General features: G+C 64.8%; 23 protein-coding genes and 1 pseudogene. 14 read left to right on the forward strand and 10 right to left on the reverse strand.

What is annotated here, in order from left to right; translation table 11 throughout:
• The first annotated feature begins 24 nt into the window (after positions 1–24).
• The 3 genes from truB (at position 25) to JOF47_RS03245 (ending at position 1,852) form a co-directional block, all read left to right on the forward strand.
• On the forward strand, positions 25–903 hold the full coding sequence (truB, locus tag JOF47_RS03235; RefSeq protein WP_210001367.1) for a tRNA pseudouridine(55) synthase TruB: 879 nt from the start codon (positions 25–27) through the stop codon (positions 901–903).
• A gap of 80 nt (positions 904–983) precedes the next feature.
• Positions 984–1,358, forward strand: coding sequence for a hypothetical protein (locus tag JOF47_RS03240; RefSeq protein ID WP_209995927.1), 375 nt, complete (start codon positions 984–986; stop codon positions 1,356–1,358).
• Positions 1,355–1,852, forward strand: coding sequence for a hypothetical protein (locus tag JOF47_RS03245; protein WP_209995928.1), 498 nt, complete (start codon positions 1,355–1,357; stop codon positions 1,850–1,852). The genes JOF47_RS03240 and JOF47_RS03245 overlap by 4 nt, the downstream gene beginning before the upstream one ends.
• A 143-nt stretch (positions 1,853–1,995) precedes the next feature.
• Here the strand turns inward: JOF47_RS03245 and JOF47_RS03250 are convergent, their stop codons facing one another.
• Positions 1,996–2,604 (reverse strand): DUF937 domain-containing protein, encoded by a 609-nt coding sequence (locus tag JOF47_RS03250; RefSeq protein ID WP_209995929.1) that lies wholly within the window; start codon positions 2,602–2,604, stop codon positions 1,996–1,998.
• A gap of 163 nt (positions 2,605–2,767) precedes the next feature.
• Between JOF47_RS03250 and JOF47_RS03255 the strand changes: the two genes are divergently transcribed.
• The 4 genes from JOF47_RS03255 (at position 2,768) to JOF47_RS03270 (ending at position 5,920) form a co-directional block, all read left to right on the forward strand.
• Positions 2,768–3,715 (forward strand): bifunctional riboflavin kinase/FAD synthetase, encoded by a 948-nt coding sequence (locus JOF47_RS03255; RefSeq protein WP_209995930.1) that lies wholly within the window; start codon positions 2,768–2,770, stop codon positions 3,713–3,715.
• Positions 3,708–4,520, forward strand: a complete 813-nt coding sequence (locus JOF47_RS03260; protein WP_209995931.1) for a class I SAM-dependent methyltransferase — start codon at positions 3,708–3,710, stop codon at positions 4,518–4,520. The genes JOF47_RS03255 and JOF47_RS03260 overlap by 8 nt, the downstream gene beginning before the upstream one ends.
• 162 nt (positions 4,521–4,682) lie before the next feature.
• The gene (gene rpsO / locus JOF47_RS03265; RefSeq protein ID WP_068738397.1) at positions 4,683–4,952 is read left to right on the forward strand and encodes a 30S ribosomal protein S15; all 270 of its coding nucleotides are present in this window, start codon (positions 4,683–4,685) and stop codon (positions 4,950–4,952) included.
• A 230-nt stretch (positions 4,953–5,182) separates the two neighbouring features.
• The gene (locus JOF47_RS03270) at positions 5,183–5,920 is read left to right on the forward strand and encodes a YceI family protein (protein ID WP_209995932.1); all 738 of its coding nucleotides are present in this window, start codon (positions 5,183–5,185) and stop codon (positions 5,918–5,920) included.
• A 371-nt stretch (positions 5,921–6,291) separates the two neighbouring features.
• Here JOF47_RS03270 and JOF47_RS03275 read toward each other — a convergent pair whose 3' ends face one another.
• Positions 6,292–6,927, reverse strand: coding sequence for an isocitrate lyase/PEP mutase family protein (locus JOF47_RS03275; protein ID WP_245356236.1), 636 nt, complete (start codon positions 6,925–6,927; stop codon positions 6,292–6,294).
• A 304-nt stretch (positions 6,928–7,231) separates the two neighbouring features.
• Here JOF47_RS03275 and JOF47_RS03280 point away from each other — a divergent pair, with 304 nt between their 5' ends.
• Together JOF47_RS03280 and JOF47_RS03285 are read left to right on the forward strand one after the other, a co-directional pair.
• Positions 7,232–8,650 carry a 3' terminal RNA ribose 2'-O-methyltransferase Hen1 gene (locus JOF47_RS03280; RefSeq protein ID WP_209995933.1) on the forward strand — a complete coding sequence of 473 codons (1,419 nt, stop codon included), beginning with the start codon at positions 7,232–7,234 and terminating at the stop codon, positions 8,648–8,650.
• Positions 8,647–11,169: a polynucleotide kinase-phosphatase gene (locus JOF47_RS03285; RefSeq protein WP_209995934.1), complete on the forward strand. Its 2,523-nt coding sequence runs from the start codon at positions 8,647–8,649 to the stop codon at positions 11,167–11,169. Before JOF47_RS03280 ends, JOF47_RS03285 begins: the two co-directional genes overlap by 4 nt.
• A 299-nt stretch (positions 11,170–11,468) precedes the next feature.
• On the opposite strand, the gene JOF47_RS03290 is transcribed toward JOF47_RS03285, so the two are convergent.
• Positions 11,469–12,113, reverse strand: coding sequence for an isochorismatase family protein (locus tag JOF47_RS03290; RefSeq protein WP_209995935.1), 645 nt, complete (start codon positions 12,111–12,113; stop codon positions 11,469–11,471).
• Between the two features lie 153 nt (positions 12,114–12,266).
• Between JOF47_RS03290 and JOF47_RS03295 the strand changes: the two genes are divergently transcribed.
• The 4 genes and pseudogenes from JOF47_RS03295 (at position 12,267) to JOF47_RS22275 (ending at position 14,569) form a co-directional block, all read left to right on the forward strand.
• Entirely contained in the window at positions 12,267–12,887 is a 621-nt protein-coding gene (locus tag JOF47_RS03295; protein WP_209995937.1) for a TMEM175 family protein, read from the forward strand.
• A 311-nt stretch (positions 12,888–13,198) separates the two neighbouring features.
• The gene (locus tag JOF47_RS03300; protein WP_342592698.1) at positions 13,199–14,095 is read left to right on the forward strand and encodes an AAA family ATPase; all 897 of its coding nucleotides are present in this window, start codon (positions 13,199–13,201) and stop codon (positions 14,093–14,095) included.
• A gap of 54 nt (positions 14,096–14,149) precedes the next feature.
• A pseudogene (locus JOF47_RS22270) lies at positions 14,150–14,293 on the forward strand (recombinase family protein); the annotation flags it as partial.
• Between the two features lie 9 nt (positions 14,294–14,302).
• On the forward strand, positions 14,303–14,569 hold the full coding sequence (locus JOF47_RS22275; RefSeq protein ID WP_342592699.1) for a helix-turn-helix domain-containing protein: 267 nt from the start codon (positions 14,303–14,305) through the stop codon (positions 14,567–14,569).
• 235 nt (positions 14,570–14,804) lie between these two features.
• On the opposite strand, the gene JOF47_RS03310 is transcribed toward JOF47_RS22275, so the two are convergent.
• The 7 genes from JOF47_RS03310 to JOF47_RS03340 form a co-directional block, all read right to left on the reverse strand.
• Positions 14,805–17,924 (reverse strand): Pls/PosA family non-ribosomal peptide synthetase, encoded by a 3,120-nt coding sequence (locus JOF47_RS03310; protein ID WP_209995940.1) that lies wholly within the window; start codon positions 17,922–17,924, stop codon positions 14,805–14,807.
• A gap of 353 nt (positions 17,925–18,277) precedes the next feature.
• Entirely contained in the window at positions 18,278–18,487 is a 210-nt protein-coding gene (locus JOF47_RS03315; RefSeq protein WP_209995941.1) for a hypothetical protein, read from the reverse strand.
• A gap of 269 nt (positions 18,488–18,756) precedes the next feature.
• Positions 18,757–19,434 carry a dihydroxyacetone kinase phosphoryl donor subunit DhaM gene (gene dhaM, locus JOF47_RS03320; protein ID WP_209995942.1) on the reverse strand — a complete coding sequence of 226 codons (678 nt, stop codon included), beginning with the start codon at positions 19,432–19,434 and terminating at the stop codon, positions 18,757–18,759.
• Positions 19,431–20,078, reverse strand: a complete 648-nt coding sequence (gene dhaL / locus JOF47_RS03325) for a dihydroxyacetone kinase subunit DhaL (RefSeq protein ID WP_209995943.1) — start codon at positions 20,076–20,078, stop codon at positions 19,431–19,433. The genes dhaM and dhaL overlap by 4 nt, the downstream gene beginning before the upstream one ends.
• Before the next feature lie 81 nt (positions 20,079–20,159).
• Positions 20,160–21,158 carry a dihydroxyacetone kinase subunit DhaK gene (gene dhaK / locus JOF47_RS03330; protein WP_209995944.1) on the reverse strand — a complete coding sequence of 333 codons (999 nt, stop codon included), beginning with the start codon at positions 21,156–21,158 and terminating at the stop codon, positions 20,160–20,162.
• 553 nt (positions 21,159–21,711) lie between these two features.
• Positions 21,712–22,026 (reverse strand): hypothetical protein, encoded by a 315-nt coding sequence (locus tag JOF47_RS03335; RefSeq protein WP_210001873.1) that lies wholly within the window; start codon positions 22,024–22,026, stop codon positions 21,712–21,714.
• 347 nt (positions 22,027–22,373) lie between these two features.
• A complete protein-coding gene (locus JOF47_RS03340; protein ID WP_209995945.1) occupies positions 22,374–22,853 on the reverse strand; it encodes a 2'-5' RNA ligase family protein in 480 nt (159 codons plus the stop codon).
• A 289-nt stretch (positions 22,854–23,142) separates the two neighbouring features.
• Here JOF47_RS03340 and JOF47_RS03345 point away from each other — a divergent pair, with 289 nt between their 5' ends.
• Positions 23,143–24,678: a hypothetical protein gene (locus JOF47_RS03345; RefSeq protein ID WP_209995946.1), complete on the forward strand. Its 1,536-nt coding sequence runs from the start codon at positions 23,143–23,145 to the stop codon at positions 24,676–24,678.
• The last annotated feature ends 35 nt before the right edge of the window (positions 24,679–24,713 follow it).

Here is a 24,713-nt window from a genome sequence, read left to right on the forward strand (position 1 = left end):
GCCCCGCAGAACCCCACGGAACCCATCGGCTCAGGCCTGGTCATCATCGACAAACCGCAGGGTTGGACGAGCCATGACGTGGTTGGCCGCACCCGCCGCCTGGCCGGAACCCGCAAGGTGGGCCACGCCGGTACCTTGGACCCGATGGCCACCGGCGTGCTGGTGCTGGGCATCAACAAGGCTACCCGCCTGTTGACCTACATCGTGGGCGCGAACAAGACCTACACCGCCACCATCCGCCTGGGTGAATCTACGATCACCGACGACGCCGAGGGCGAGATCGTGCAGAGCCGCATCGCCGCGGCGCTCACCGAGGAACAGATCCACGCGGCCGTTGCCAAGCTCACCGGTCCGATCGAGCAGGTCCCTTCCTCCGTCAGCGCCATCAAGGTCAACGGCGAACGTGCCTACGCCCGCGTGCGCGCCGGCGAGGACGTGAAGCTTGCCGCACGTCCGGTGACCATCCACCGCTTCGAGATCCACGACATCCGCCGCGAACGCGCGGGCAAGGTCCTGGACATCGACGTGACCGTCGAATGCTCCTCGGGAACCTACATCCGTGCGCTGGCCCGCGATCTGGGCGAGGACCTGGCCGTGGGCGGCCACCTGACCGCGCTGCGCCGCACCGAAGTCGGCCCGTACACGCTGGGCCGTGCCCGCACGCTGGAGCAGCTGGCTGAGAACTTCGAGTACCTGCCGCTGGAGGACGCCGCCGATGCGTTGTTCACGCGCCGCGACCTGACCGAGCACGAACGCGCCGAGCTGTCCTACGGACGCCGCATCAGCAGCAACGAAACCGACGAGGTGACCGCAGCGTTCGCCCCCGACGGGACGCTGGTTGCGCTGCTGAAAAACAAGGGCAAGGAAGCCAAGCCCGAATTGGTCTTCGCCACGGCTTCATAAGCCTTCACCTTGCGGCCCGATGCCGCGCGGTGCAGGTTCGACCTTGATTTCGCTTTCCTTCTAAGGGGTAGGTTTTTGCCGTGATAGTTGACGGTTTCTTCATCGCCGGCGCGATATTGTGCGCCGTGGCGTTGATACTGGGCGTTGTCGCCACGATCATCCGGGACTACCCCGATGACTTTGCGCTCATCTCCGTGGCGCTGCTGGAGGTTTTCCTGGTGTTCTACGGTGTATCGGCGGCCATCAGGCAGTCAGGAGGCCATCCGATCGCGGGGGAACCCTGGGAGTTCTGGGGTTACCTGCTGACCGCACTGCTGATCCCGGTGCTGGCCTTCATTTGGGCGGTCACCGACAAGTCCCGTTGGTCGAACACGGTGCTGGCGGTATCGGGCGTCATCGTCTTTGTGATGCTCTTCAGGATGGAACAGATTTGGGACGGGGCAATAGCAGCATGAGTGAAACAGGCCGGTCTGGCACCAAGCGTTCGCGCATTGTCGATGCCGCGCAATCCCGCGGCACGGCGTCAAAGCCCAAGAGGTCCAACGGCGGCCGCAGCTCCGGCTTGGGACGCATCATCATCGCCGTCTACGGCGTGCTGGCGCTGTCGGCCACGGTGCGTGCCGTTTACCAGATCCTCATGGACTTCGGGGGAGCGCCGCTGGCCTACCTGCTGAGCCTGCTCGCCGGAATTGTCTACATCGTGGCCACCTTCGCGCTGGCGTCCAAGCGTCCGGGCAGCTGGCGATTGTCCTGGTACGCGGTGATCTTCGAGCTGGTTGGTGTGCTGGTTGTCGGCACGCTCAGCTACGTGCTGCCGGCGCTCTTTGCCCACCCGGCGGTCTGGTCGCACTTCGGATCGGGCTACGGCTACGTTCCCCTGGCGCTGCCGCTGATCGGCCTGTGGTGGCTGCGCAAGCACCGCCCGGAAGCCTCGGCCGCCGGACACTAACGGCAACAGGGATCACCGGCCACCAAGGGTGTCGGGATCCGAAGTGATGCAAACAGGGCCGCGCTCCTGCCGATGAAGATCGGCAGGAGCGCGGCCCTGTTATTTGCGTCTCAAGTGCGGCCCCGTATTTACTCGGGACGGGGCTACTTCTTGCCGAAGAGCCCGCCGAGCATGCCGCCGATGTCGGTTCCGCCGCCCTGTTGGCCCTGCTGCTGGTCACCACCACCGAGGAGGCCTCCGAGCATGCCGCCGATGTCGATCCCGCCATCACCCTGTGCCTGCTGTTGGTTGCCGCCCAACAGCCCGCCGAGCACGCCGCCGATATCGAATTCGCCGCCGTTGCCGGACGAAGAAGCGTTCTTCGCCAGGAAGCTCATGACCACCGGTGCGAGCATCGGCAGCGCCTTCTGTACCAGGCCGCCAAGATCGAATCCTTCCGGGGTGGCGCCGTTGAGCTGCGCTGCAAGGACCGCCTGGTTGTCCCCGAGCACGTGGTCCACGATCTTCTGGCCATCGTCGGTGTCCACCGCCTCGAGGTCGACGCCGCCCTCGACCAGCGCGGCGTCGTGCTGGGCAATGGCGGACTGCAGGGCTTCGGCACCCTCCGGCGAGGCCGCATTGTTCTGCATGCCGGCCACCAGCGAGGGAAGAGCGGTGGCGACGGTGGCGCGGGCGGTGTCGGTATCGACGCCTAGCTTTCCGGCGATCTGATCCATTGGCAAAAGGTCCAGCAGGTCGTTGAGGTTAACCATTTCAGCTCCTTGGGATCGGTGATTCTAGTGATTCGTTTTCATCCTAGGGTTCAACGATCGGTTTTTGACCCCGTGGGGCAAGAATCGGCAGTTCGGGCAATCGTCGTCCATAATGGATAGGGCCGTGAAACCTACGGCCAAACATCCCAACGGAGGAGCGAGCGTGCACTATTGGAAAGGCCTTGAAGCCGTACCACCCGGCATCGGCCCGTCGGTAGTGACAATCGGCAACTTCGACGGCGTGCACCGCGGACACCGCGAGGTGCTTGCGGCCGTGGTTGCCGAAGCCCGCAAACGCAACGCCAAGGCCATGGCCATCAGCTTTGACCCGCACCCGGCACAGGTGCACCGCCCGGACGAGGCGCCCGAACTGATCATGGGCATCGCCGACCGCATCGAGACCCTTGCCGACGAGGGCATCGACGGCCTGCTGATGATCCGCTACACCCTCGAGTTCGCGCAGGCCACGGCCGAGGAATTCGTTGCCAAGGTGATTGTCGGCGCGCTCGGTGCCTGCACGGTGGTCGTCGGCCACGATGTGCGCTTCGGCCGCGACAACGGGGGCGACTTCGCCAAGATGTGCGAGCTCGGCGATCAGTACGGCTTTGAGGTCATCGGCATCGACGACATCGGCGAACACCGCCGCTGGTCGTCGACCTGGGTGCGCGAGGCACTGAACCGCGGCGAGGTTGCCGTCGCCGCCCAGATCCTGGGACGCCCGCACCGCATGCGCGGAGAAGTGGTGCACGGCGCCGCCCGCGGCCGCGACTTGGGCTTCCCGACCGCAAACCTGGACTCCGCAGCGACCGGTATCATTCCCGCCGATGGCGTGTACGCCGGATGGCTTGTCGACGAGGCACAGGTCCGCTGGCCCGCCGCTATCTCCGTCGGCTCCAACCCGACCTTCGAGGGCGTGAGCCGCCAGGTGGAGGCGCACGTGATCGACCGCCCCGAAGAGGGCGTGGAGGACTTTGACCTGTACGGCCAGCAGGTCGTCGTTGAATTCGTTGAACACCTGCGTCCCATGGTTGCCTACCGCGGGATTGAAGCACTGATCGAACAGATGCGTGAGGATGTCCAGCGCACCCGTACGGTCCTGATTCATGCCTGAGATTTTCAAACCGCACCCCACCGAGACCCCGCGCCCCATCCCGTCGCTTCCCGCACGGGCCTTTACGATGAGCGCGGCTCGGCGCAACGAACTGGCAACTGCATTCCGCGCCGGTGGAAAGCACTACGACGCGGTGCGCCCCTCCTACCCGGCCGCGGCACTTGACTTCATGGTGCCGCCGCGCGCCCGCGACGCCGTGGACGTCGGTGCCGGCACCGGCATCTTCACCGCGATGCTGCTGGGCCGCGGCCTGCGCGTGCGCGCCGTCGAGCCCTCCACCGACATGCTAACCGTGCTGCGCACCCGGCTTCCGGAGGTCATTGCAGCCGAGGGCACGGGCGAACACACCGGGCTGGAGGCCGACAGCGCCGACGTCATCACCTACGCCCAGGCCTGGCACTGGGTCGACCCGAAGCAGGCAAGCATCGAGGCTGCACGGATCCTGCGCAGCGGAGGGCTGTTGTCGCTGGTCTGGAACCAGTTGGATGTCTCGGTGTCCTGGGTCCACCGTCTGGCACGCATCATGCATGCGGGCGACGTGCACAGGCCAGACTTCCAGCCACCGCTTGGCCAGGAGTTCTTTGCCCCCGAACCGGGGCAGTGGACCTGGAACCAGGAACTGACGGGCGAGCAGATCATCGAGCTGGCCAAGTCCCGCAGTTACTATCTGCGCGCAAGTGCTGCCACCCGGTCGCGGGTCGAATCGAACCTGTCCTGGTACCTCTACGACCACCTGGGCCACGAGGAAGACACACCGATCACGGTGCCGTACCTGACGCATGCCTGGCGGGCCCGCCTGCGCTGAGGCGCGGCCAAGGAAGACTCCGTTGTGCCGTTGATCTCCTGCGGTGCCACACTGCGCGCGGTCTTTGCTAGAATGATCTACGGTGCCCGCTGCAGTCCGCGGTTGCGAGGGACCTGCCGGAAACGGTGTTTTTTGAAACGCGGTACAACTCTAGGAGTTATTGTGGCATTAGACGCCGCTATCAAGCAGGAAATCATGAAGGCCTACGCCACCAGCGAAGGCGACACCGGTTCACCGGAGGTCCAGGTTGCTGTTATGTCACGTCGTATTTCCGACCTGACCGAGCACCTGAAGATGCACAAGCACGATCACCACACCCGCCGCGGCCTGATGGCCTTGGTTGGTCGTCGTCGCCGTATGCTTGCATACCTCAAGGGCACCGACATTGCACGCTACCGTGCACTGATCGAGCGCCTCGGCCTGCGTCGCTAGTCTTTAGCACAAGGTTTGATTGAGATTCCCCGGTTCCCATTGATGGGAACCGGGGAATTTTTTTGTGTCAGGACCGTGGCGTCAAGAGCTTCCCTCTATAGAGCCTGTGCAGTACCGGCCAAGATCTCCGGATGTGGCCAAGATTCGCGACTTGGCAGCGGGGATGATGAAATACTCCAATGGTCAAGTAAAGGGCCGTCGGAAGATGGCGCAAGCAATCAGGAGACTGCATGACGGACCAGCCAGCACCCGCCCGCCGCAAGAAGACGCGCCTGATCTGGATCATCCCCGTGGTAGTCGCCTTGATCATCGCCGGCGTATTCATCGGCAGCCGCATCTATGCGGATACCATCTCCGCTCAGGCCGAAGATGTGCCGAAACTTACCGCTACACCGAGCGGTGGAGCGTCGAGCAATGCAGGATCCACGGGTTCGGCGTCAACTCCAGCGGACTTCGCAGGAACCTGGACCATTGGCACTGGCTCTTATGCCGGCTACCGCCTTGATGAGGTCCTCAATGGTTCCGACGTGACAGTGACGGGTCGCACCGAGGACGTCAGCGGATCGTTGACCGTCCAGGACAATACGCTTACGGACGCCAAGCTGGCATTGAAGGTGGACACCATCACCACGGACTCAGATAGACGCGATTCGTATTTCCGCACCTCTGCGATTGATACCTCGCAGCACCCCGAAGCGACCTTCACGCTGACCGATCCGGTGGAGCTGATCGGGTCAGCCGACGGCACCACGCAGACCTTTTCGATCACCGGAGACCTAACCATCAATGGCCAGACTCGGACCATTACCGCCAATGTGCAGAGCGCGTTCAGCGATGGTGCGGCGCAGCTGGTTGGCCAGATTCCCGTGACTTGGGCCGAATTTGGAGTCGCGGCGCCGGATCTTGGGTTCGTCTCCGTGGAGGACTCCGGTTTTATCGAGTTTTCCTTGGACGTGACTCAAAACTAAGCACAGCAGAATCGCAGGCGGAGGCGGCAAGACGAATCCGCCACCAGGCTGCGGTGGGTACGTGCTACTTGGCGACGGCCTAGGAGGTGCTCGAAGTCGCCCATGATGCTTGCCTTGTCGCTCTTCAATTTCACCGAATTCGCGATCTTCCATCTGCTGCCGGATCTCACCTCGAACGTGGCATTGGCTGCGTTGCACTTCGCGTAGCGGTACTTGTCAGGCACGTTGCCCTGGGCCTTGGTGGAACGCCACGAGTCGAGCTTGCATCTCCCAGTAAGGCGTCGCGGGAAGGATCGGTTTGCCGTCCCGTAGGTTGTTTGCAATGTCTACGGCCGCATCCACCGACGCGCGGTACGGCAGGGAGCCGGAGCTTACACGCCGGCCCCCAGATTCCCTAGCTCGACAACGGTCAATGAAGGATGAGCCAACATGTTGACCGGCAGCCCGATTCCTGCGGTGATGTCCCGGATGTCCTCCTCGGACGTAACCCCGGGAACAAAGATCCCGTCGGCCCCGGCATAGGCATAGGCCTGGGCGCGACGCAGGACGGCGTCCACCGTGGGCTGTTCGGCAAACCAAAAATTGTCTACCCGGGCATTAACGAACATGCCCGGAGTCCGCAGCTTGATCGAGGCGACCTTTGAAGCAACAGCTGCTGGATCCACCAGACGCCCGGATCTGCTGTCTTCGATGTTGACTCCGGCCACGCCGAGAGCGGCCAATTCGGCCACAAATTCAGCAACCTCCGCCGGGTCGTCCGAGTAGCCGTCCTCGATGTCCGCCGTAATGTGCACAGGCAAGCGGACCAGCTGCGCCACGAGGGCGGTGGTTGCCGCCTTGCTGGATCTGTCACCGTCAGGCAGGCCGGCGCTGGCAGCTATGCCAAAGCTGGTGCTGCCGATGGCAGGGAATCCGGCCGCCGCAAATGCCAGGGCCGAACCGACATCCCACGCGTTGGGCAGCACCAACGGTGCATCAGCGTGGTGAAGTTCAAGAAACGTGGTCATCTTCATTCCCATCTAGAGCCAGCCGAAAGGCGGATATCCCTAAGCCTATAAGCCCAGACGGAGTGTGCAACGTTGCAGGCAAACGTTGCAACGTGTCCTGTTCGACGAGATTTTCGCTCAGACTCTGCCCGGTGTGCAATCGAAAAAGAAGTCGCTCGGCGCGGTCTGATCAAAGCAAGTAATGGAACTTGAACCTTGCGGCGGCAAATCGATTCATCTCACGTAGTAGCGCGATCTCTAGAGTAGGGTTTGTCTAAATGGCCTAGTAAGCGAACGATTGTCGCAAGCTGTGGAAGGGGAGACGTTGCTGATCACCATCACTCTCGAGCCGGAGAATGACTCCCAACTCGACGCCACCGCGCTCTCCCACCTTCTGCGAAAACATCCCGGACGCCTGCAAACCTTCGAGCTTTCGGTCGGCAATGCCCATGTGTTCTATCCGGAGTACTCGCCGGAACGCACCACTGCGGCGCTCTTGCTGGAGGTGGACGCCGTTGGCCTGGTCCGCAACAAGCGATTCCGAGGCGACAACGGGGCATTGGACTACTACATCAATGACCGGCCGTTCACGGCGTCCAGCCTGCTGGCCGTGGCCATGGGCAAGGTGCTACGAAGCGCCATGACCGAAACCAGCGAAGCCCACCCGGAACTCGTCGGAACACCGTTGCCGCTCCGCCTCGAGGTGCCGGTGATTTCCACCCGCGGCAACGACGGCAAGGACCTGGTGCGGCGACTGTTCGCCCCGCTGGGATGGGCAATCGAGCAGACGCCCATCGCACTGGATGATGCCTATCCGTTGTGGGAGGATTCCCGCTACAGCAGCCTGGTGCTCACCGGCACGGTGCCCTTGAATCTGGCCCTGCGCCAGCTCTATGTTTTGCTGCCGGTGCTCGATGACAGCAAGCATTACTGGGTCAACGACGACGAGGCCGAGAAGCTGGTGCGTCACGGTGAGGGCTGGCTGCCGGATCACCCGGAGCGCGCCCTGATCTCACACCGGTACCTTGCACACCAAAAGGACCTGGTGGAAGCTGCCGAGGCCAGGATCGCCGCGGCAGCGCCAGTCCCCACAGTGGATCCTGCTGAGCCTGCCGAAGCCCGGGGGAGTACGGCGCCACCGCTGCGGGTGCAACGCGCGGAGGCGGTCATCGCCGCACTTAAGGACTGCGGCGCGCACCATGTCGTCGACGTGGGTTCGGGACCCGGCGCCCTGCTGCGCCGGCTGCAGAAGGACAGCTTCTTCACCAGGATCCTCGGCACAGATGTGTCCGCCCACTCGCTGGAACAGGCCGCCAAAATGCTGAACCTGGACGAGCTCGCCGACGCGGACAAGGACCGGATCAAGCTGCTGCACAGCTCGGCAGTCTACCGCGACGAGCGGATCGCGGGCTTCGACGCCGTGGTGCTGATGGAGGTCGTCGAACACATCGAGCCGAGCCGGCTGCCGGCGTTGGAAGACTCCATCTTCGCCGGGGCGGCACCACGCAGCGTGATCGTGACGACCCCGAATTCCGAGTTCAACCGGCTGTACCCCGCGCTGGCCGCCGGAACCATGCGGCATGAAGACCACCGCTTCGAATGGACCCGGGCCGAGTTCGCTGGGTGGGCGGATGCGGTGGCCGCGCGACATGGCTACGGTGTGGAGTACCGCCCGGTGGGCGAAGAATCAGCGAGCGCCGGTCCGGCCACCCAGATGGCGATCTTCCGAAAGGTCGGAGCATGAACGAAATAAGGATTCCCGAGGCCGGCCTGGTGTTGCTGGTCGGCGTTTCCGGGTCGGGCAAGTCAAGCTTCGCGGCGAAGCACTTCGGTGGGTTCGAGGTGCTCTCCAGCGACATGTTCCGCGGGCTGGTCGGCAACGACCCGAGCGATCAGTCGGTGACCCCTGCGGCCTTCGAGGCGCTGAACTTCGTTGCCGCCAAGCGCCTTGAGGCAGGCCTGCTAACCGTCGTGGATGCCACGAACGTCCAGCAATCCGCCCGGGAGAAACTGGTGGAGGTGGCCAGGGCACAGGACTCGCTGGTTTCGGCCATCGTCCTGGATCTCCCTGTCAGGGTCTGCCTGGACCGCAACGCGGTGCGTGGCGGGGGAGCCGTAGCGCCGGCGGTGATCGACCGCCAACACCGGCAGCTGAAGAAGTCGCTGCGCTCAATGCGCCGGGAGGGCTTTGCCCGGGTGCACGTGCTTTCCACGCAGGATGAGATTGAGCATGCGGTGATTCACCGCCACAAGCTGCTCAACGACTTCCGCGACCAGCACGGGCCGTTCGACGTGATCGGGGACATCCACGGCTGCCTGGATGAGTTGCTGATGCTGCTCGGGTCCCTGGGATATGAAGTGACGCGTGACGCTTCCGGCCGTGCCGTGGACGCCGAACACCCCGAGGGGAGACGGGTCGTCTTCGTGGGCGACCTGGTCGACCGCGGACCCGACTCGCCGGGTGTGCTGCGGCTAGCCATGGGAATGGTCGGCAACGGCCACGCCCTGGCCGTGCCCGGCAACCACGAGGAAAAGCTGGTGCGAGCGCTGCGCGGGCGCAAGATCACGCTGGCCCACGGGCTGGACAAGACGCTGGAACAGCTGACCGGCCAAGAGGAGGGCTTTGGCCGCAAGGTCGCGGACTTCTGCGACTCGCTGGTTTCCCACCTGGTCCTGGACGAGGGCAAGCTGGTGATCGCCCATGCCGGGCTGATCGAGAAGTACCACGGCCGTGCCTCCAGACGGGTGCGGGCCTTTGCCCTCTATGGGCAGGTGACCGGCGAGGTCGACGAGTACGGCATGCCGGTGCGCTACCCGTGGGCCAACGAGTACCGCGGGTATGCGGCGGTGCTCTACGGCCACACGCCGGTCACCGAGGTGGCGTGGATCAACAACACCGCCTGCCTTGATACCGGCTGCGTGTTCGGGGGAGCGCTCAGTGCCATGCGCTATCCCGAACGCGAGGTCGTCCAGGTCCAGGCGTTGGCGCAGTACTGCGAGCCGGGAAGGCCGCTGGAGTCGCCGCGCGGCCCGGAACGCGAACCAAGGGTGCTGTCCATGGGGGACGTCTCCGGTGTGCAGTTCTTGAAGGCCGAGGGTCTGGGCACCGTGAAGATCAACGAGGCCCAGGCCGCGGGCGCGCTGGAAACGATGAGCCGGTTTGCCATCGACCCGCGGTGGTTGCGCTACCTTCCGCCAACCATGTCCCCGGCCGAATCCTCGTCGCGACCCGGCTACCTGGAACACCCGCAGGAGGCGTTCGAGTACTTCAGGCGCCAGGGTGTCACGCAGCTGGTCTGCGAGGAGAAGCACATGGGTTCGCGCGCGGTCATGCTGCTGTCCCGCGATCCCATTCAATTCGATGCGCCCGACGGTTGGCTGGGTGCGCTGCACACCCGTACCAGTCGCCAGTTCCTCGAAGCCGAGCACGAGGGACTGGTGCTGAAACAGGCCCACGAGGCCGTGGAACGTGCCGGACTGTGGGACGAGTTGGGCAGCGACTGGTTGATGCTCGATGGCGAGCTGATGCCGTGGTCGCTGAAGGCCGAGTCGCTGATCAAGGACACCTATGCCTCGGTGGCCGCTTCCGCCATTGCCGCGACGGATGCTTCCGTGGCGGTGCTCGAAAGGGCGGCGGGCAACGGCATCGACGTCGAGGAGGTGCTTTCGCGCACCCGGACCCGCCAGACGAACGCGCGGGCCTTCCGGGAATCCTACCGGCGATATGTCGGCTCGGCCGACGACATGCGATTTGCGGCCTTCCAGGTGCTCGCCGCCGAGGGACAAAGCTTTGAGACCCGGGACCACGGGTGGCACCTGGGGATCAGCGACCGGCTCGCCGCGGCGGGGCCCGAGCTGTTCGCCAGCACCCGGAACCTGCGAGTGGACCTGAGTCTGGACGCGGACGTGGAGACCGCGGTGCGCTGGTGGGAGGAGCTGACAGCAGCCGGGTCGGAAGGCATGGTGGTCAAGCCCTGGGAGAACCTCACCCGGTCGAAGCGCGGCTGGGTGCAGCCGGGCATCAAGGTCCGCGGCAGGGAGTACCTGCGGTTGATCTATGGGCCAGACTACCTGGAGGAATCGAACCTCGAACGCCTGCGCCAGCGTGCCACGGACAGGAAGCGCAACCGTGCCCTGCACGAGTACATCCTGGGACTTCAGGCCCTGCGGCTGACGTCTGCGGGAGCGCCGCTGTGGAAGGTCCACCAGATGGTATTCGGAGTCCTTGCTTTGGAATCCGAGCCGCTGGATCCGCGGTTGTAGTGGAATGTGGGAAACCGGCTCTTCGTCGGCATCTGGCGCTCCGCTTGGCCAGCAATCAAGCCGTCGAGTTGGCTGAGATCCGACATCGAAATCTGTCTGCTGACTGATTCATCGAGAAATCGACGGCCAGGTTGAGACGCGACAACGCTCGCTTCCAAGCGGACCCATGCAACTTCCCGCCAGGTTGTCGTATGTGCCATTGTTGGCGTTCATGCCATGACGGCTAAGACGCCCCCACTACCGGCATCCCGGGAGTGGGGGTAGTGGCAACGGTGGAGGTCACTGCCGGCAGCGGGATATCACTTGCCCGCTTGGTCGAGTTCGTGTTTGCGCGGAAAATACCAGTTCATGACTTCCCGCAGGTTATCGGAGTCACCGCGCGCCCAGTTGCGCATGATCTCCCCGCCGAAGGAAATCGCCGTCACCGGCTGGGCGCCGGCTGCGATCATCCGGTCGAAGGCACGGTCGTGGGATGTCTGGGAGATTCCGCCGACGGCATCGGCGACGGGAAACACCTCGTATCCCTCAGCCAGCATGTCCAGTGTGGGGAATGCCAGGCAGACCTCGGTCCACAGCCCCGCGATGACCACCTTGCGTCGTCCGGTCGTTTCGATTGCCGACCTGAAGTCGGCATCCTCCCAGGCGTTCACGCCGGTGCGGTCGATTTCCTGGACGCCGGGCAGCTGATCCCTGATCTCCTGGGCCGTGCCCTGGTTGACCCCAAGGTCCACGCCGACGGTTGAGAGGACCACCGGGATGTCGTATTTCATCGCGATCCGGCAGAGGGCGCCCACGTTGAGGTCGATGCGCTCCCTGGTCGTGGAGGTGACCGTCCCGTATTGCTCGGGCTGGAAGTCGATCAGCGCCAGCACGCAGTTCTGCGGTGTCAGCAGGCGATCCTGCTTCTGGTCGCGGACGGGTTCCGGTTGGGTCTTCTTTTCCATCGGGTGCTCCTTAGCGTTCCTCCAGTGTCCAGGCGCAGCCCGGCCGTTGAAGTTCGGTGCAAGTGCAATCATGCTATACACCAACCGGCACGGAAGTAACGTGTGCAGCACCACCAATCAAAACAAGCAATACGGGACGGAAAGGGAGCACGCATGCCTACCAGCCGCTTGGAAGCGTTCAGCGACGGCGTCTTGGCCATCATCATCACGATCATGGTCCTCGAACTGCAGATCCCCGAGGGACACGACCTCGGCGCACTCATCTCGACTGCCGGCTCCGGCCTGCTGACCTACCTGCTGAGCTTCGTATATATCGGCATCTACTGGAACAACCACCACCACATGTTCCAGGCCACCGAGCACGTCACCGGTGGAGTCCTCTGGGCCAACCTCCACCTGTTGTTCTGGCTTTCCCTCCTGCCGTTCACCACCGCCTGGATGGACGAGAGCGGACTCGCGCGGATCCCCGTCGTAACCTACGGCATCAACCTCCTAGCCGCGGCGATCGCATACATCATCGTGCAGGCCACGATCATTCGCGACCAAGGCCCCGACTCGTCGCTCAAGCAAGCAGTCGGCAAGGACCGCAAGGGCAAGATCTCCATGCTGCTCTATCTGGCCGGTGTAGGCAGTGCACTTCTGGGAGGCGAGCAGAACAAGACCTGGGCCTACATCGGCGTCGCGTTCTTCGTCGCCGGTGCAATCCTCTGGCTGGTCCCCGACCGGCGGATCGAACGCAACATCAGCGCAGGACACGGAACCCGGCAACCTTGAGTACCGGCCGCCGTCCCTTGGCGGAGCTTGAGCCGCGTATTCGCCTGCGTAGATTTCAGTGCCATTCTGCACAGGCCTTCTCTATGCCCGTAAGAAGACCGGCGATTCTCGGGGCCCAAGTTGCACCTCGATGATAACAGGGGTGGACTTGCCCGCCGATCGCGAGGAACAACGACTTCCCGTCAAGGAGGTTCTTCCCGTCCGGTCGCAGCTCGTCCCGAGGAGAGAGATGTCGCTGGAGGGTTTGCCGGGAGATGCCGAGCTCCGCACACAGGTCGTTGGCCTTGGTGCCGGCTGGTCCATGGCGGACAGTGCCAGATGGACCTTTGCTTGGGTCCCTTGGCAGGGGCGGCCAGCCGTGCATCCCCGGCGAGTTCGGCGAGGTCAATAGCGGTGCGCCACCGCCACCCAAGCGGCCGCCCTTCCAAACCACGCGCGAGCACCGCCGATTCACCGAGTTCGCGGACGCCGTCCGCACCCACCGCTACATCGGCCTCTGCTGGGGACCGCCCGGTGTCGGCAAAACGCTCTCTGCCCGGCACTACGCCGGCTCCGACGACTGGGAACAATGGCAATCCCATTTCCCCGAGGACCTCGGCCCCGTACCCGAACGCGTGATCGAGGCCCGCACCGCATTCTTCACCCCCACCGTCTCGGCGACCGTCAGGGAAATCGACCGCGGGCTGCCGCGCGCCTGCCAACAGATTTCCTACGCCCTCGACTACGCCGAACACGGAGTCGTGGACCCCTACGTGCACCGCGTGTCACGCTCCAGCGGGCGCACCGAACTGCTCATCATCGACGAGGCCGACCGCCTGAAGACCGTGGGCCTTGAACAGGTTCGCGACTATTTCGACCGGCACAACATGGGCGTCATCCTCATCGGGATGCCAAGGATCGAGAAACGCCTGGCCCGCTACCCGCAGCTCTACAGCCGCATCGGCTTCGCCCACGAATACCGCCAGCTCACCCCCGAGGAACTCACCGCCGTCCTGACCAGGCGCTTCGACCCGGAACGCGAGGCATTGGATGACGGCGTGGACCATGCGACAGCCATCGCGACCATCGTCAGGATCATCGGTGGCAACTTCCGTCTCGTGGACCGGTTACTGACCCAGATCGACCGCGTGCAAACGGTCAACGGCCTCACCGGGCTCACGCCCGAGATTGTCGACACCGCGCGGCAGGCCCTGCTGATCGGCCATTAAGCACCGTGAAAACACGCCATTTACCGTTGTGACCCACAACCTCTCACCCTTGGGCTGGGAACACATCAACCAAAGCATCGCCGGGCCGACAAGGCCCTCGCCTCCGCCAACCGGGACGGCGACCAGCTCGTCAACACCCGCCTCGACAGGCTCGGCCGGTCGGTACTGCACCTCGTCACTCTCGACGCAGACCTCCGGGAACGTGGTGTGGGATCCGAATTTCAACGCGAACTAATCATCGCCAACACCCGCGATGGACTTGCGGCCGCCCGCGCCCGGGGACGAACCGGAGGACGACGCCCGAAACTCACCTTCGCCCGGGCCCGCCATGCCCAACAGCTCTACGACGCAGGGAACCACACCGTCCAGCGCATCGCCGATCTGTTTCAGGTCCCGCGCTCCACGATCTACGGCCATCTCGACAAAACAAGCATCGGACGGCGAGCCACTGGCGGCGCCCCTGACCCGGCGTAACAGCAGCTTCGACCAGAATCCCTGCTGCCTGGCCGCACCGGCCTGCTACATTCGGCCTTCTCGTTCTCACGCGTTCGATCGGCGTGCGTGGCCTGGGCACTGGCGTCGGACCCTTCGCGCATTCACGAACAACCCATAATCGTGAAAACCCGTACCGATCCTCCTCAGACCTCTCAGACCTCTCAGACCCCCGAATCTAGAACCATGCATTCCCCACCATCGAGCGTGGCAGATTTCAGGCGTACTTGGATCCCACACCTGATACGGTCCTTTCCAAGGCGACGGGGGACGTGGCGGCGGCACGGGCCTCGTCGGCCGGGTTGCCACCCCACACGGATCCCCGGGAGAGGGTCGTCCCCTTCATCACGAAGGAGTCGGCGGCGACGACGGCACCGTCTTCTATGGTCACGCCGTAGTGGACAAGGGCGCCGACGCCGAGCGTGACGTCGTCCCCCATGACGTTGTGGTCGGACTTGAACATCCCGTCCTCCTGGGAGTGGGATTGAACCGTGCTGCCGGCGTTCAGGGTGCAGCGGGAGCCGATCGTCACCAGGCTCCGCTCGGGGAACGAACAGCCGTCGTCAAAGACCCGGGAGCCCATCTGCACGCCCATCAGACGCCAAACCAGCGGCTTGAACGGCGTCCCGTCGAGGATGGCGATGTATCGGCCCTGGATATGCAGCTTCCAGTACCGCTCGTGCCACCAGAAATATGGGTTGTAGATGGAGCAGAGCTGGGGCTGAAGCCTCCGGAACCCCGTCACGACGTGCTCGATGCCGATGCCGACCAGCAAGCCGACCAAGAGCGCCACGGCAAACGACGCGCTGAGGATGAGGAAACCGAATTGGTCGGACAGCTCGAGGGCGGCGAACATCGCCAGCAGGGCCAGCGAGGCGTTGAACCACCGCGCCAGCATCAAGAGCGCGATGGTGCGCAGGTTGTGCCGGTTCTTGGCCGAGAGGTCCCGGCGAAAGCGGGCACGGCCCGCATGCTCCTCGGGAAGCGCGTCCCGCAGGACCGAACGGGGGATCTCGAACGCCGGCGAGCCGAGCAGGCCCACGTCGTGGCGCACCGGTCCGTCGATGGGGACCTCCACCATGGTCGCGAGCAGGCAGTTGTCCCCGGTCCTGGCCCCGGCCGGGAAGGAAACGCGGTTGCCAAGGAAGTTGTGCGCGCCGATCGCCGCCCGGCTGACCTTGAACGACGTCGCCGAGTAGTCGGCATTCATGAACGACAGCCCGTCGGCGATCATCGTGCCGGTGCCTATCGTCGACAGGAACGGGGTGTCGTGCTTGAACGCCAAGCCGAGATTCGAGCCGGTCTGCTGGACCTGCGGCTGGTGGTACCCGATGGCCCGCACGTAGTTCACGACGTACGAGCTGTCACCGAACACCTGCCCAAGCATGGGACTGTTGGTCAACCTCGCCACCGCCCGCGCCGCAGCGTCCCGCAGCCCGAACAGCGGATACACCGTGTCGGGCTTCACCGCGAGCTGGAGCAGCCGCGGCACGGTCGTTGCGACGACCATCGCCAGGACCGTTGCACCGAAGACACCCAGGCCAGCGAGTGCGACAGCGTCGGCGTAGAACGTCCAGTCCGCGAACGCGTACGGGTGCGCCTCCAGAAGCGCCGCCACGGGTGGATACGCCAGGACGAAAAGCGTGACCACCAGTCCCACCATGGTGCGGCCCAGCCCCACCGTGCCCAGGAGCTGGGACACGGCGAACCATCCCCGCCGCCACGGCCGGTAGGGCGTGGCCTCGACCGTGCTGAAGTCCACATCCGTGCGCCTGCCCGGCGAACCGTGCCACCGCTCACCAGCGGGCACGGCTTGGCCGGTGTACAGAGTGGACCGGTGGCCCAGTTGCGAGCCGTCTCCCATCGCCGTGTCGATGTCCAGGACGCTGCCCTCGCCGACGGTCACGTCCCGGCCCAGCGTGACCCCACCCAACTGGATGACGCCGCCGTGGGCGCGGTAGCCGTTGGCGACCACGTCCTTGCGGATCACCGTCCCCTCCCCGATCGTGAGCAGGTCGGTGCAGATCGGCAGCCGGTTGGTCAGGATCGTCACGTTGCGGCCCACCTTGGCGCCCATGGCGCGAAGGTAGAAGGTCGTCAGCGGGGAACCGGGCATCATCGAGAGGGGCGAGGTTCGCATCAGGGCCTTGACCAGCCAGAACCGGAAGTAGGCCAGGCTCCAGATGCGGATCTCCCGGGGCCGGAAGCGCCCGACAAAGATCCACTTCGCGGCCACCGGCAGGATGCACATGAGCACGAACACCACCACGGCGTAGACGATCGACCGCAGGTAGATCGCCCAGAAGCTCGTCCCGTGGGCCAGCCAGTAGTGGTTCCCCGGTTTCGCCTCGGGGAACAGCCAGTAATACCCCACGACCGCGAGCGCGCCGGCGAGGATGCAGTAGCCGAGGTAGACGAGCACCTGCAGGGCGCCACAGGTGACGTACTCCCACGTCCGTGCGTCCATGGGCCGCGGCGTCTCCGGCATTGACGCCAGGACTGGTGGGAGCACCTGCGGCTGGTCTTGCTGCAAGGGGTCTTGCAGGGCCGCGGCCAGGGCCGCGATCGTCGGGCTTCCGTAGATGTCCTTCATGGACACCTTGGGCAGGTCCGGCTGCTTGCGCACCCGGGCGCAGAACTGCGCCATCACCAGCGAGTCCGCGCCCAGGTCCTGGAAAAAGTCGCTGTCCACCGGGACATGGTCAATGCCCAGCACGCCGGCCAGCACCTCCGCCAACCGGCCCTGCACGGGCGACATCGCCGGTTCCGCCGGCGCCAGGGCCGCGATCGTCGGGTGCTGGTAGATGTCCTTGATGGACACCGCCGGCAGGTCCGGCTGCTTGCGCACCCGGGCGCAGAACTGCGCCATCACCAGCGAGTCCGCACCCAGGTCCTGGAAAAAGTCGCTGTCCACCGGGACATGGTCAATGCCCAGCACGCCGGCCAGCACCTCGGCCAACCGGCCCTGCACGGGCGACATCGCCGGTTCCGCCGGCGCCAGGGCCGCGGCCAGGGCCGCGATCGACGGGTGCTGGTAGATGTCCTTGATGGACACCGCCGGCAGGTCCGGCTGCTTGCGCACCCGGGCGCAGAACTGCGCCATCACCAGCGAGTCCGCACCCAGGTCCTGGAAAAAGTCGCTGTCCACCGGGACATGGTCAATGCCCAGCACGCCGGCCAGCACCTCCGCCAACCGGCCCTGCACCTGCACCTGAGCCGTCGCACCCGTGGCCGGCGTTGCTGGAGAGCCGTTCCCGGCCGGAGCCGCGGGTGTCTCCGCCGTGTGGGGCGCCGTGGGTTCCGTAGCCGATTCCGCTTTCTGCCTTCTGGCACTCATCAGGGACCTCGGGATTCATCTCAGTTGCTATCTGGTGCCCCCCGATAGCAGCGCCACTGCCATCAATCCCTCACTGAATCGTTGTCGCCTCGCAACGGAGGCGTCAGCGTGCTGGCGGCAGACGGTTGCCGGTTCGGGCGGGAGGTGCCATGCCCAAAATGACGGCGTCCATGCTGTGGGAAATTCGCTGCGTACGTAAACGGGGGGATGCTTTTGCCGAATCCGGACGCTCTGGCTCTGATCGTCCCGTCTGCCCTTCCGCCGCCGAACCATCTTCTTGCTTTCCCAAGCTCCGCTTCAGCGGCCCCGCATTCCTCACTGGATGCGTTCCGCCGTGCCCCTGCAGTCTTCTTTCATGTTAGGCGGAACCATGCGGGCAGGGTACCCCCCCTCTCGAGCATCTTCAATGGGTCGTCGCGAGCTTCGTTCGGATCACCGGTGGGAACTTCCGTTTCGTCGACCGGTTGCTCGCCCAGATCGAACGTTTCCAAACGGTCACCGACCTCACCGTTCTCGCGCTCGAGACTGTCGATACCGCACGGCAGGCCCCGATGATCGGCCATTAAGCACTGTGAAAACCACGCCATTTACCGTTGCGATTCACATATTTAACTGTCGGAAATTTATCGATCAGGTGTCGCGGTCGGGGATCGGCAAATAGGTCGCCTTATGCTGTGTCGGATTGGCGATGCGACCATTCGGGGCAATTTGACGCGGGAAACCCGAAATTCCGCTTGTACTTAACTGTCACGGGACAGCCACGTCCGCGCCATGAACGACACAAGTTGTATAGGTATCAATACACGAAAGAGACTCGACAACGCCGGTCCGCTCAGCCTTCTCCGAAACCGGATGCCAAGAGAGCGGCGAGGGCATCGACGGCGTTCCTGCCCTCGGGGTCCGCGGTGGCGATCTCCACGTCGCTACCGCGGACGAGACCAAGAGCCATGATCGCGAGCAGGCTCGTCGCATCCTGGCCGTTCACCGTGACCTCCGATGGGAAGGTGCCGGCGAGAGTCACGAAGTCGGCTGCCGGACGCGCATGGAGGCCGTCGCGGTTGACGAGGGTCACCACTCGTGAGTACGCGGGGGATTCCGTGGCCCCAGCGGCCGGCGAAGGGGCCACGGCCGTCGGAACAGCGGTCCGGGCGGCAGCCGCGACGCCGTCGAGGTCAGCGCCGGTCTGAGCCGCGACGGCGGCGACGACCCCGCCTTCGACGAGTGGGGCGTCGACGATGCCCACTCGGGACCGTTCGTCGTCATCGAGGAAGTCGAGCGCTGTCTCGGCGGTGAGGATGGCGGAGCCGAGGTCGCAGAGGATGACCACGCCGTCCCCGGACTGGGCCCGCGCGATGGCGGCGGTCACGAGATCGAAACTCGTGCCGATGCCGCCGTCGTCCATTCCACCTGCGGCCACCAGGGAAACATCCGGTGCCATCTGCCGGGCCAGGTCGACCAATCCGTCGGCGATCTTGGCGCTGTGGGAGACGAAGACGAGACCGACGGTCATGGCGACGCCGTTCCGCTGGCGGTGTCGGCCGCCGCCCGCAGCAGCAGAGCCGTCGACTGGGCACCGGGGTCGCGATGCCCGATCGCACGTTCGCCCAGATAGCTGGCGCGCCCCTTGCGCGCGACGAGCGGCTCGGTCGCCACCGCACCCTGCTCCGCCGCGTCCGCGGCGGCCGCGAGCACCGCGGCGACATCGACGCCCCGCCCGACGGCGGCATCGGCGGCGTCGACCGCGGGGGTCCAGACGTCAACCATGGTCTTGTCGCCGCTCTCGGCCTTCCCGCGGAGCACGATGCCGTCCCTCGCCGCCCGGAGCAGCGCGGCGAGCGCGCCGCCATCGAGTTCGACCAACCCGGCCACGGCGCCGGCCGCCTTCAGGTACGCGGTTCCGTACAGCGGTCCCGCCGCCCCGCCGACCGTGGAGATGAGTGTCGTCGCCACGAGCTTGAGCACGTCGGCGGGGATGGCATCCGCCGGCAGGGTATCGAGCTTGGCGATGACGGCGGAGAAGCCGCGGTCCATGTTCTCTCCGTGGTCGCCGTCGCCGATGTCCCGGTCCAGGGTGATCAGCTCCACCCGGTGGGCGGCGATGACGACGGCGCTCGTCCTCACCCAGTCGATCATCCAGTCGACACCCAAGCTCATCGGGTTTCCTTTCGTCGGGTCGGGTCGGGTCGCGGTCACTGGTCATGGTCCCTGGTTGTCGTCACGGGTAGTGGCCACAGGTCAGCGGCCCCAGCGTAGGGCGGCCGTCTGGACGGGGGCGTCCCACAGCTCGGTCAGGGCATCGTCGAGTTTGAGGACCGAGATCGACATCCCCTGCATCTCGAGCGACGTCGTGAAGTTGCCCACGAGTGACCGGGCGACCTCGATCCCGCGCTCGGCAAGCACCTTCGCCGCGTGGCGGTAGACGATGTACAGCTCGACCTGCGGGGTCCCGCCCATCCCGTTCACCATCAGGAGCACCTTGTCACCGGACGCGAACGGGATGTCGTCGAGGATCGGGCCGAGCAGCCGGTCGACGATCGCGTCGGCCGGCTGCAGCTTGACCCGCTCCCGCCCCGGTTCGCCGTGGATGCCGATGCCGATCTCGATCTCGTCGTCTGCCAGCGTGAAGCTCGGTTCCCCCGCGTGCGGAACGACGCAGGGGGTCAGCGCCACGCCCATCGAACGCACCTGGCCGATCACCTTCTCGGCGACAGCGGTCACCTCCTCGAGGGAGTCTCCGCGCTGGGCAGCCGCCCCGGCGATCTTCTCGACGAGCACCGTGCCCGCCACGCCGCGGCGGCCGGCGGTGTACAGCGAGTCCTTGACCGCGACGTCGTCATTGACGATCACGCTGCGCACCTCGATGCCGTCCGCGCCGGCGAGGTCGGCCGCTGTCTCGAAGTTGAGCACGTCACCGGTGTAGTTCTTGACGATGTGCAGCACCCCGCGGCCGCCGTTCACCGCCGCCGTCGCGGCCACGATGGGATCCGGGGTGGGCGAGGTGAAGACGGCGCCGGGGACGGCCGCGTCGAGCATCCCGTATCCGACGAATCCGCCGTGCATCGGCTCATGGCCGCTTCCGCCGCCCGAGACGATGCCGACCTTGTTTGAGGGGGCGTCGGACCTCACGAGGTAGATCGGGTCGGTTGAGGCACGCACGATGTCGGCGTGCGCGGCCGCGAATCCCTCGACCGCCTCGGTGACGACGTTCTTGGGGTCGTTGATGAGCTTCTTCATTGAACTCTCCTAGGGTGCGCGTACCGGGTTCGGGGCCGGCTGGGGGCAGCTTGCGCCCAGCCTAGCCGCCCCGCGCCCAAGTGGGGAAGAGGTTCGGGCGCAGAAGGGACAGTCCATTTGCGCGGCGATCCGGCCGCCCGGTTTCGCTGCGTCCGGCTGGGTCCGGCATGGCGCGTGGTTGCCGCGGTCGTCGCTGATGACAAAGACGCGGCCACCGTGTGATCCGTCGAGGAAGCTCTTGCAACCCACTCGAATGGAATCATCGCGGTGACCGCGCCCCTTATTGTCGGCCCTTCCGGACTGCCCACGGAGGCTCTCTCCGGATCGTCCCCGGACCTGATGCGTTCGTTGCTGCGGAGCGTGATCAACGTGGTGCGCCGCAGACGCGGTTGCCTCCCGGGGGAAAATTCATGCCCGAACTATCGAACTCTGACAGCTGCGGGCATCACCCGGCGCCCTGTGAGGATGTTGAGGGCTGTGGTGGGCAGTGCGTGTGCAGGGCCGCAGGGAAGCGCAGAACATCTGTGTTATGCCCTTCCCCGCGGATGGGTTCCTAGTTTTCCTCAGGGGATGTCGGCACCGGGTTGCCGGGGACAATGTACTCGTTTTTTGCTGCGGCGTGCATCCCGGGACGGGTGCTTTGGACGGGTTCGGCGATGCCTAGCTTGCGCAATTCGTCGGGGGACCATCCGGTGCGCTGGGCCGCCGCATAGAGGCGTGCGTCTTCGCGTTGGGCATTTTCAAGTTGTGTTTGGATCTCGGTGATCTTGAGTCGTGCGGTCACCAGGTGGCGGATGGACTGGACTCGTCCGTCGAGGAGTTTTCTGGTTTGGTCTTCGATGTTTTTCACTGCGAATTCTGTAGCCATGCATTCCACCCTATTTCGACATTTTGTGGATGTGTTAGCGCCGCATGTCGGGTGGGAGTTTCGCCGGCAATGCCGTGATTTCGCGGAATCTTCGACGTCGATGTTGCTTGGACCGGCCTGGAACCTGTTCTCCGACGAGCCGCAAATACTGCTGTGACCCGTCCGAATTCATCATTGAAGACCGCCGCCAACCTGAGGTTTGCATGGTACTCGTTGCCTTCTTGGAACGGGCTGCTTTCGAAGCGTCCGAATTGGTGCTGGCCCGCCACTGGTACGTCACGACGAAGCCGTTGGCACGTGCGATCTTCGCTGCACCGGGCGGGCAATAATCGGCGGGGGAATGTGTCCTACTCGGTGTCAGAATCGGGTTCCCAGATGGCCACGACCCGGCGCAGCAGCGGGTCGTTATCCGGACGCAAATCCACCAGCGCTGCCTGCCGGATCCGGACCTGGTCCCCGGGCAGCAGGCGTGTGCCGGCATGGGTGACGTGCGGGCGATAGTTCGAGCGGTTGTGCTGCGCGCCGGGCAGGTGGACCTGCGGTCCCAGCGACTCCAGCGCGGCGGTATGGAGCCGCTGCAGGGCCGGCTCCGGTTCCACCAGCGAGACCGGCACGGACGCGTTGCGGCCGAACTGCGCGTCCGAGCCGATGAGCACGTCAAAGCCCAGTTGTGCCGGCAACACGCCATCGAGCCGGGCGCGTATGTCGTCGGCGGTTTCCCGGGTATCGAAGCGCACCAAAGTGATGTGCAGCGGCCAGTTGGACCGGGGGAAGACCAAGCCGGCTTGCACGGGTACGACAAAGGCAACGAGAACATAAACGCCCATGGTTCAGGATAGGCCCAGGGCAGGCCCACGGTCCCGGATCCGAGCGCCAGGAGAGTCAGCCGCCCGGCAGAACGGATCATCGGTGGCCGTCGCGCTGACGGCGCGGGTGTGGGAAATCCGGCTACCAATGGGAAGTTGTTGCTAGGGTCGGTAATTGGGATCGCTCTCTTTTAGTGGTTGCCGTGCTTGGGTCCGCTCCAACGGTTCCGAGGCGATATCCGTTTATGAAGAAACCACAAGACGATGCCGGTGAAAATCTTTGGCTGATGGTCGACAAGGGAGAAAAGACATGACGATTCGGGCAAAGGGCCGTCTCGCTGCGGCCGCTTCCGGGCTAGCCCTGGTTCTGGTCGCGGCCGGGTGCACCGCAGCGGATCCGGGCGACGACGCCGGCGCCCGGTCTCAGGGAAACCAAGACAGCGTGGTGTTGGCCGATCCTGTCTCCGAAGTCAGCCGGATCGAGGGCAATTCCGAGGAAATGGCACTGAAAGCAAGCCAAGCGTTCTTCGAAAAGACACCCGCCGTTGTTGTGTTGGGCAACGACGGCGCGGAGGACGCCGCCGCCGGGCAGGCCCGTGAACTCGGCGTTCCGCTGCTCGTAGCACCCGAGGACGCGCTGGAGGACACTTCGGATCAGAAGGCTTTCGCCACCGAGCTGGAGCGTTTGGGCGCGCGCACCCTCATTGCCCACGGAGCCCTTTCCGATTCACTGGTAGGGGGCCGGGAAGTCGTTGACGGGTCAGTGCCAGACGCCGACTTGCCTGATATCGATCCGGCCGGAGGCACCACGGAGTCCGGCTTCGCCGTCGTCGTGCGCTCGGGGGACAAGGACGCGGAAGCGGCAGGTCCCGCCCTGGCCACGGCCCAAGCCGCAGGGGCCGACCATTTCACCATGGAATCGCCTGACCCGAGGGCAGCGAAGAACCAGGAATTCTTCCAGAAGCACGCGGAATCGGAACTGTACGCGATCGGCAACGGGTTCGGTAATGCCGAGGATTTCTCGGCCCTGGCGGCAACGGCTGCCGGAGGAAAGCAACTTCCCGGCGGCGGGCAGCTCGTGTTCCCGGACCGGCGCATGGTCGCGCTGTACGGGACGCCCGGGACCTCTTCACTGGGTTTGCTCGGTGAACAGGACGTCGATGCGGCCATCAAACTCGCCAAGAAGTACGCCGCGGAATACCAGCCCCATAGCAAGGAAAAGGTCCAGCCGGCCTTCGAGATCATTGCGACCGTCGCTTCGGCGTCCGCCGGCGATGACGGGAAGTACTCCAGCTACGTTCCCGTGGAGCGACTCGAACCCTGGGTGAAGGCAGCCGAGGCGGCAGGGGTGTACGTGGTGCTTGACCTGCAACCGGGTCGCAACGACTTCCTGACCCAGGCTAAGCGCTACGAAAAGCTGCTGTCCTACCCCAACGTCGGCATCGCCTACGACCCCGAGTGGAGGCTCAAGCCCAACCAGCGGCACATGGTCCAGATCGGCTCCGTTGATGCCGCCGAGCTCAACCGAGCCAACGATTGGTTGGCTGAGCTGACGCGCGAGCACCAACTGCCGCAGAAGGTCGTCATCCTGCACCAGTTCACGCAGAGCATGATCCGCAATCGCTCCACGCTGGACACTTCGCACCCCGAACTGGCGATGGTCGTGCACGCCGACGGCCACGGCTCACCGGGGATGAAAATGGGGACGTGGGAGAACCTGCGCCGCGACCTGCCCGACGGCATCAGGATGGCGTGGAAGAACTTCATTGACGAGGACTCCCCAACGTTCACCCCGGAGCAGACCTTCGACATCGACCCGAAGCCGTGGTTCGTCTCCTACCAGTAGGCCGTGCGATCGCCAATGGGCGTGTATTGCGGCGC

The sequence above is a fragment of the Paeniglutamicibacter kerguelensis genome (assembly GCF_017876535.1).
Classification (GTDB): domain Bacteria; phylum Actinomycetota; class Actinomycetes; order Actinomycetales; family Micrococcaceae; genus Paeniglutamicibacter; species Paeniglutamicibacter kerguelensis.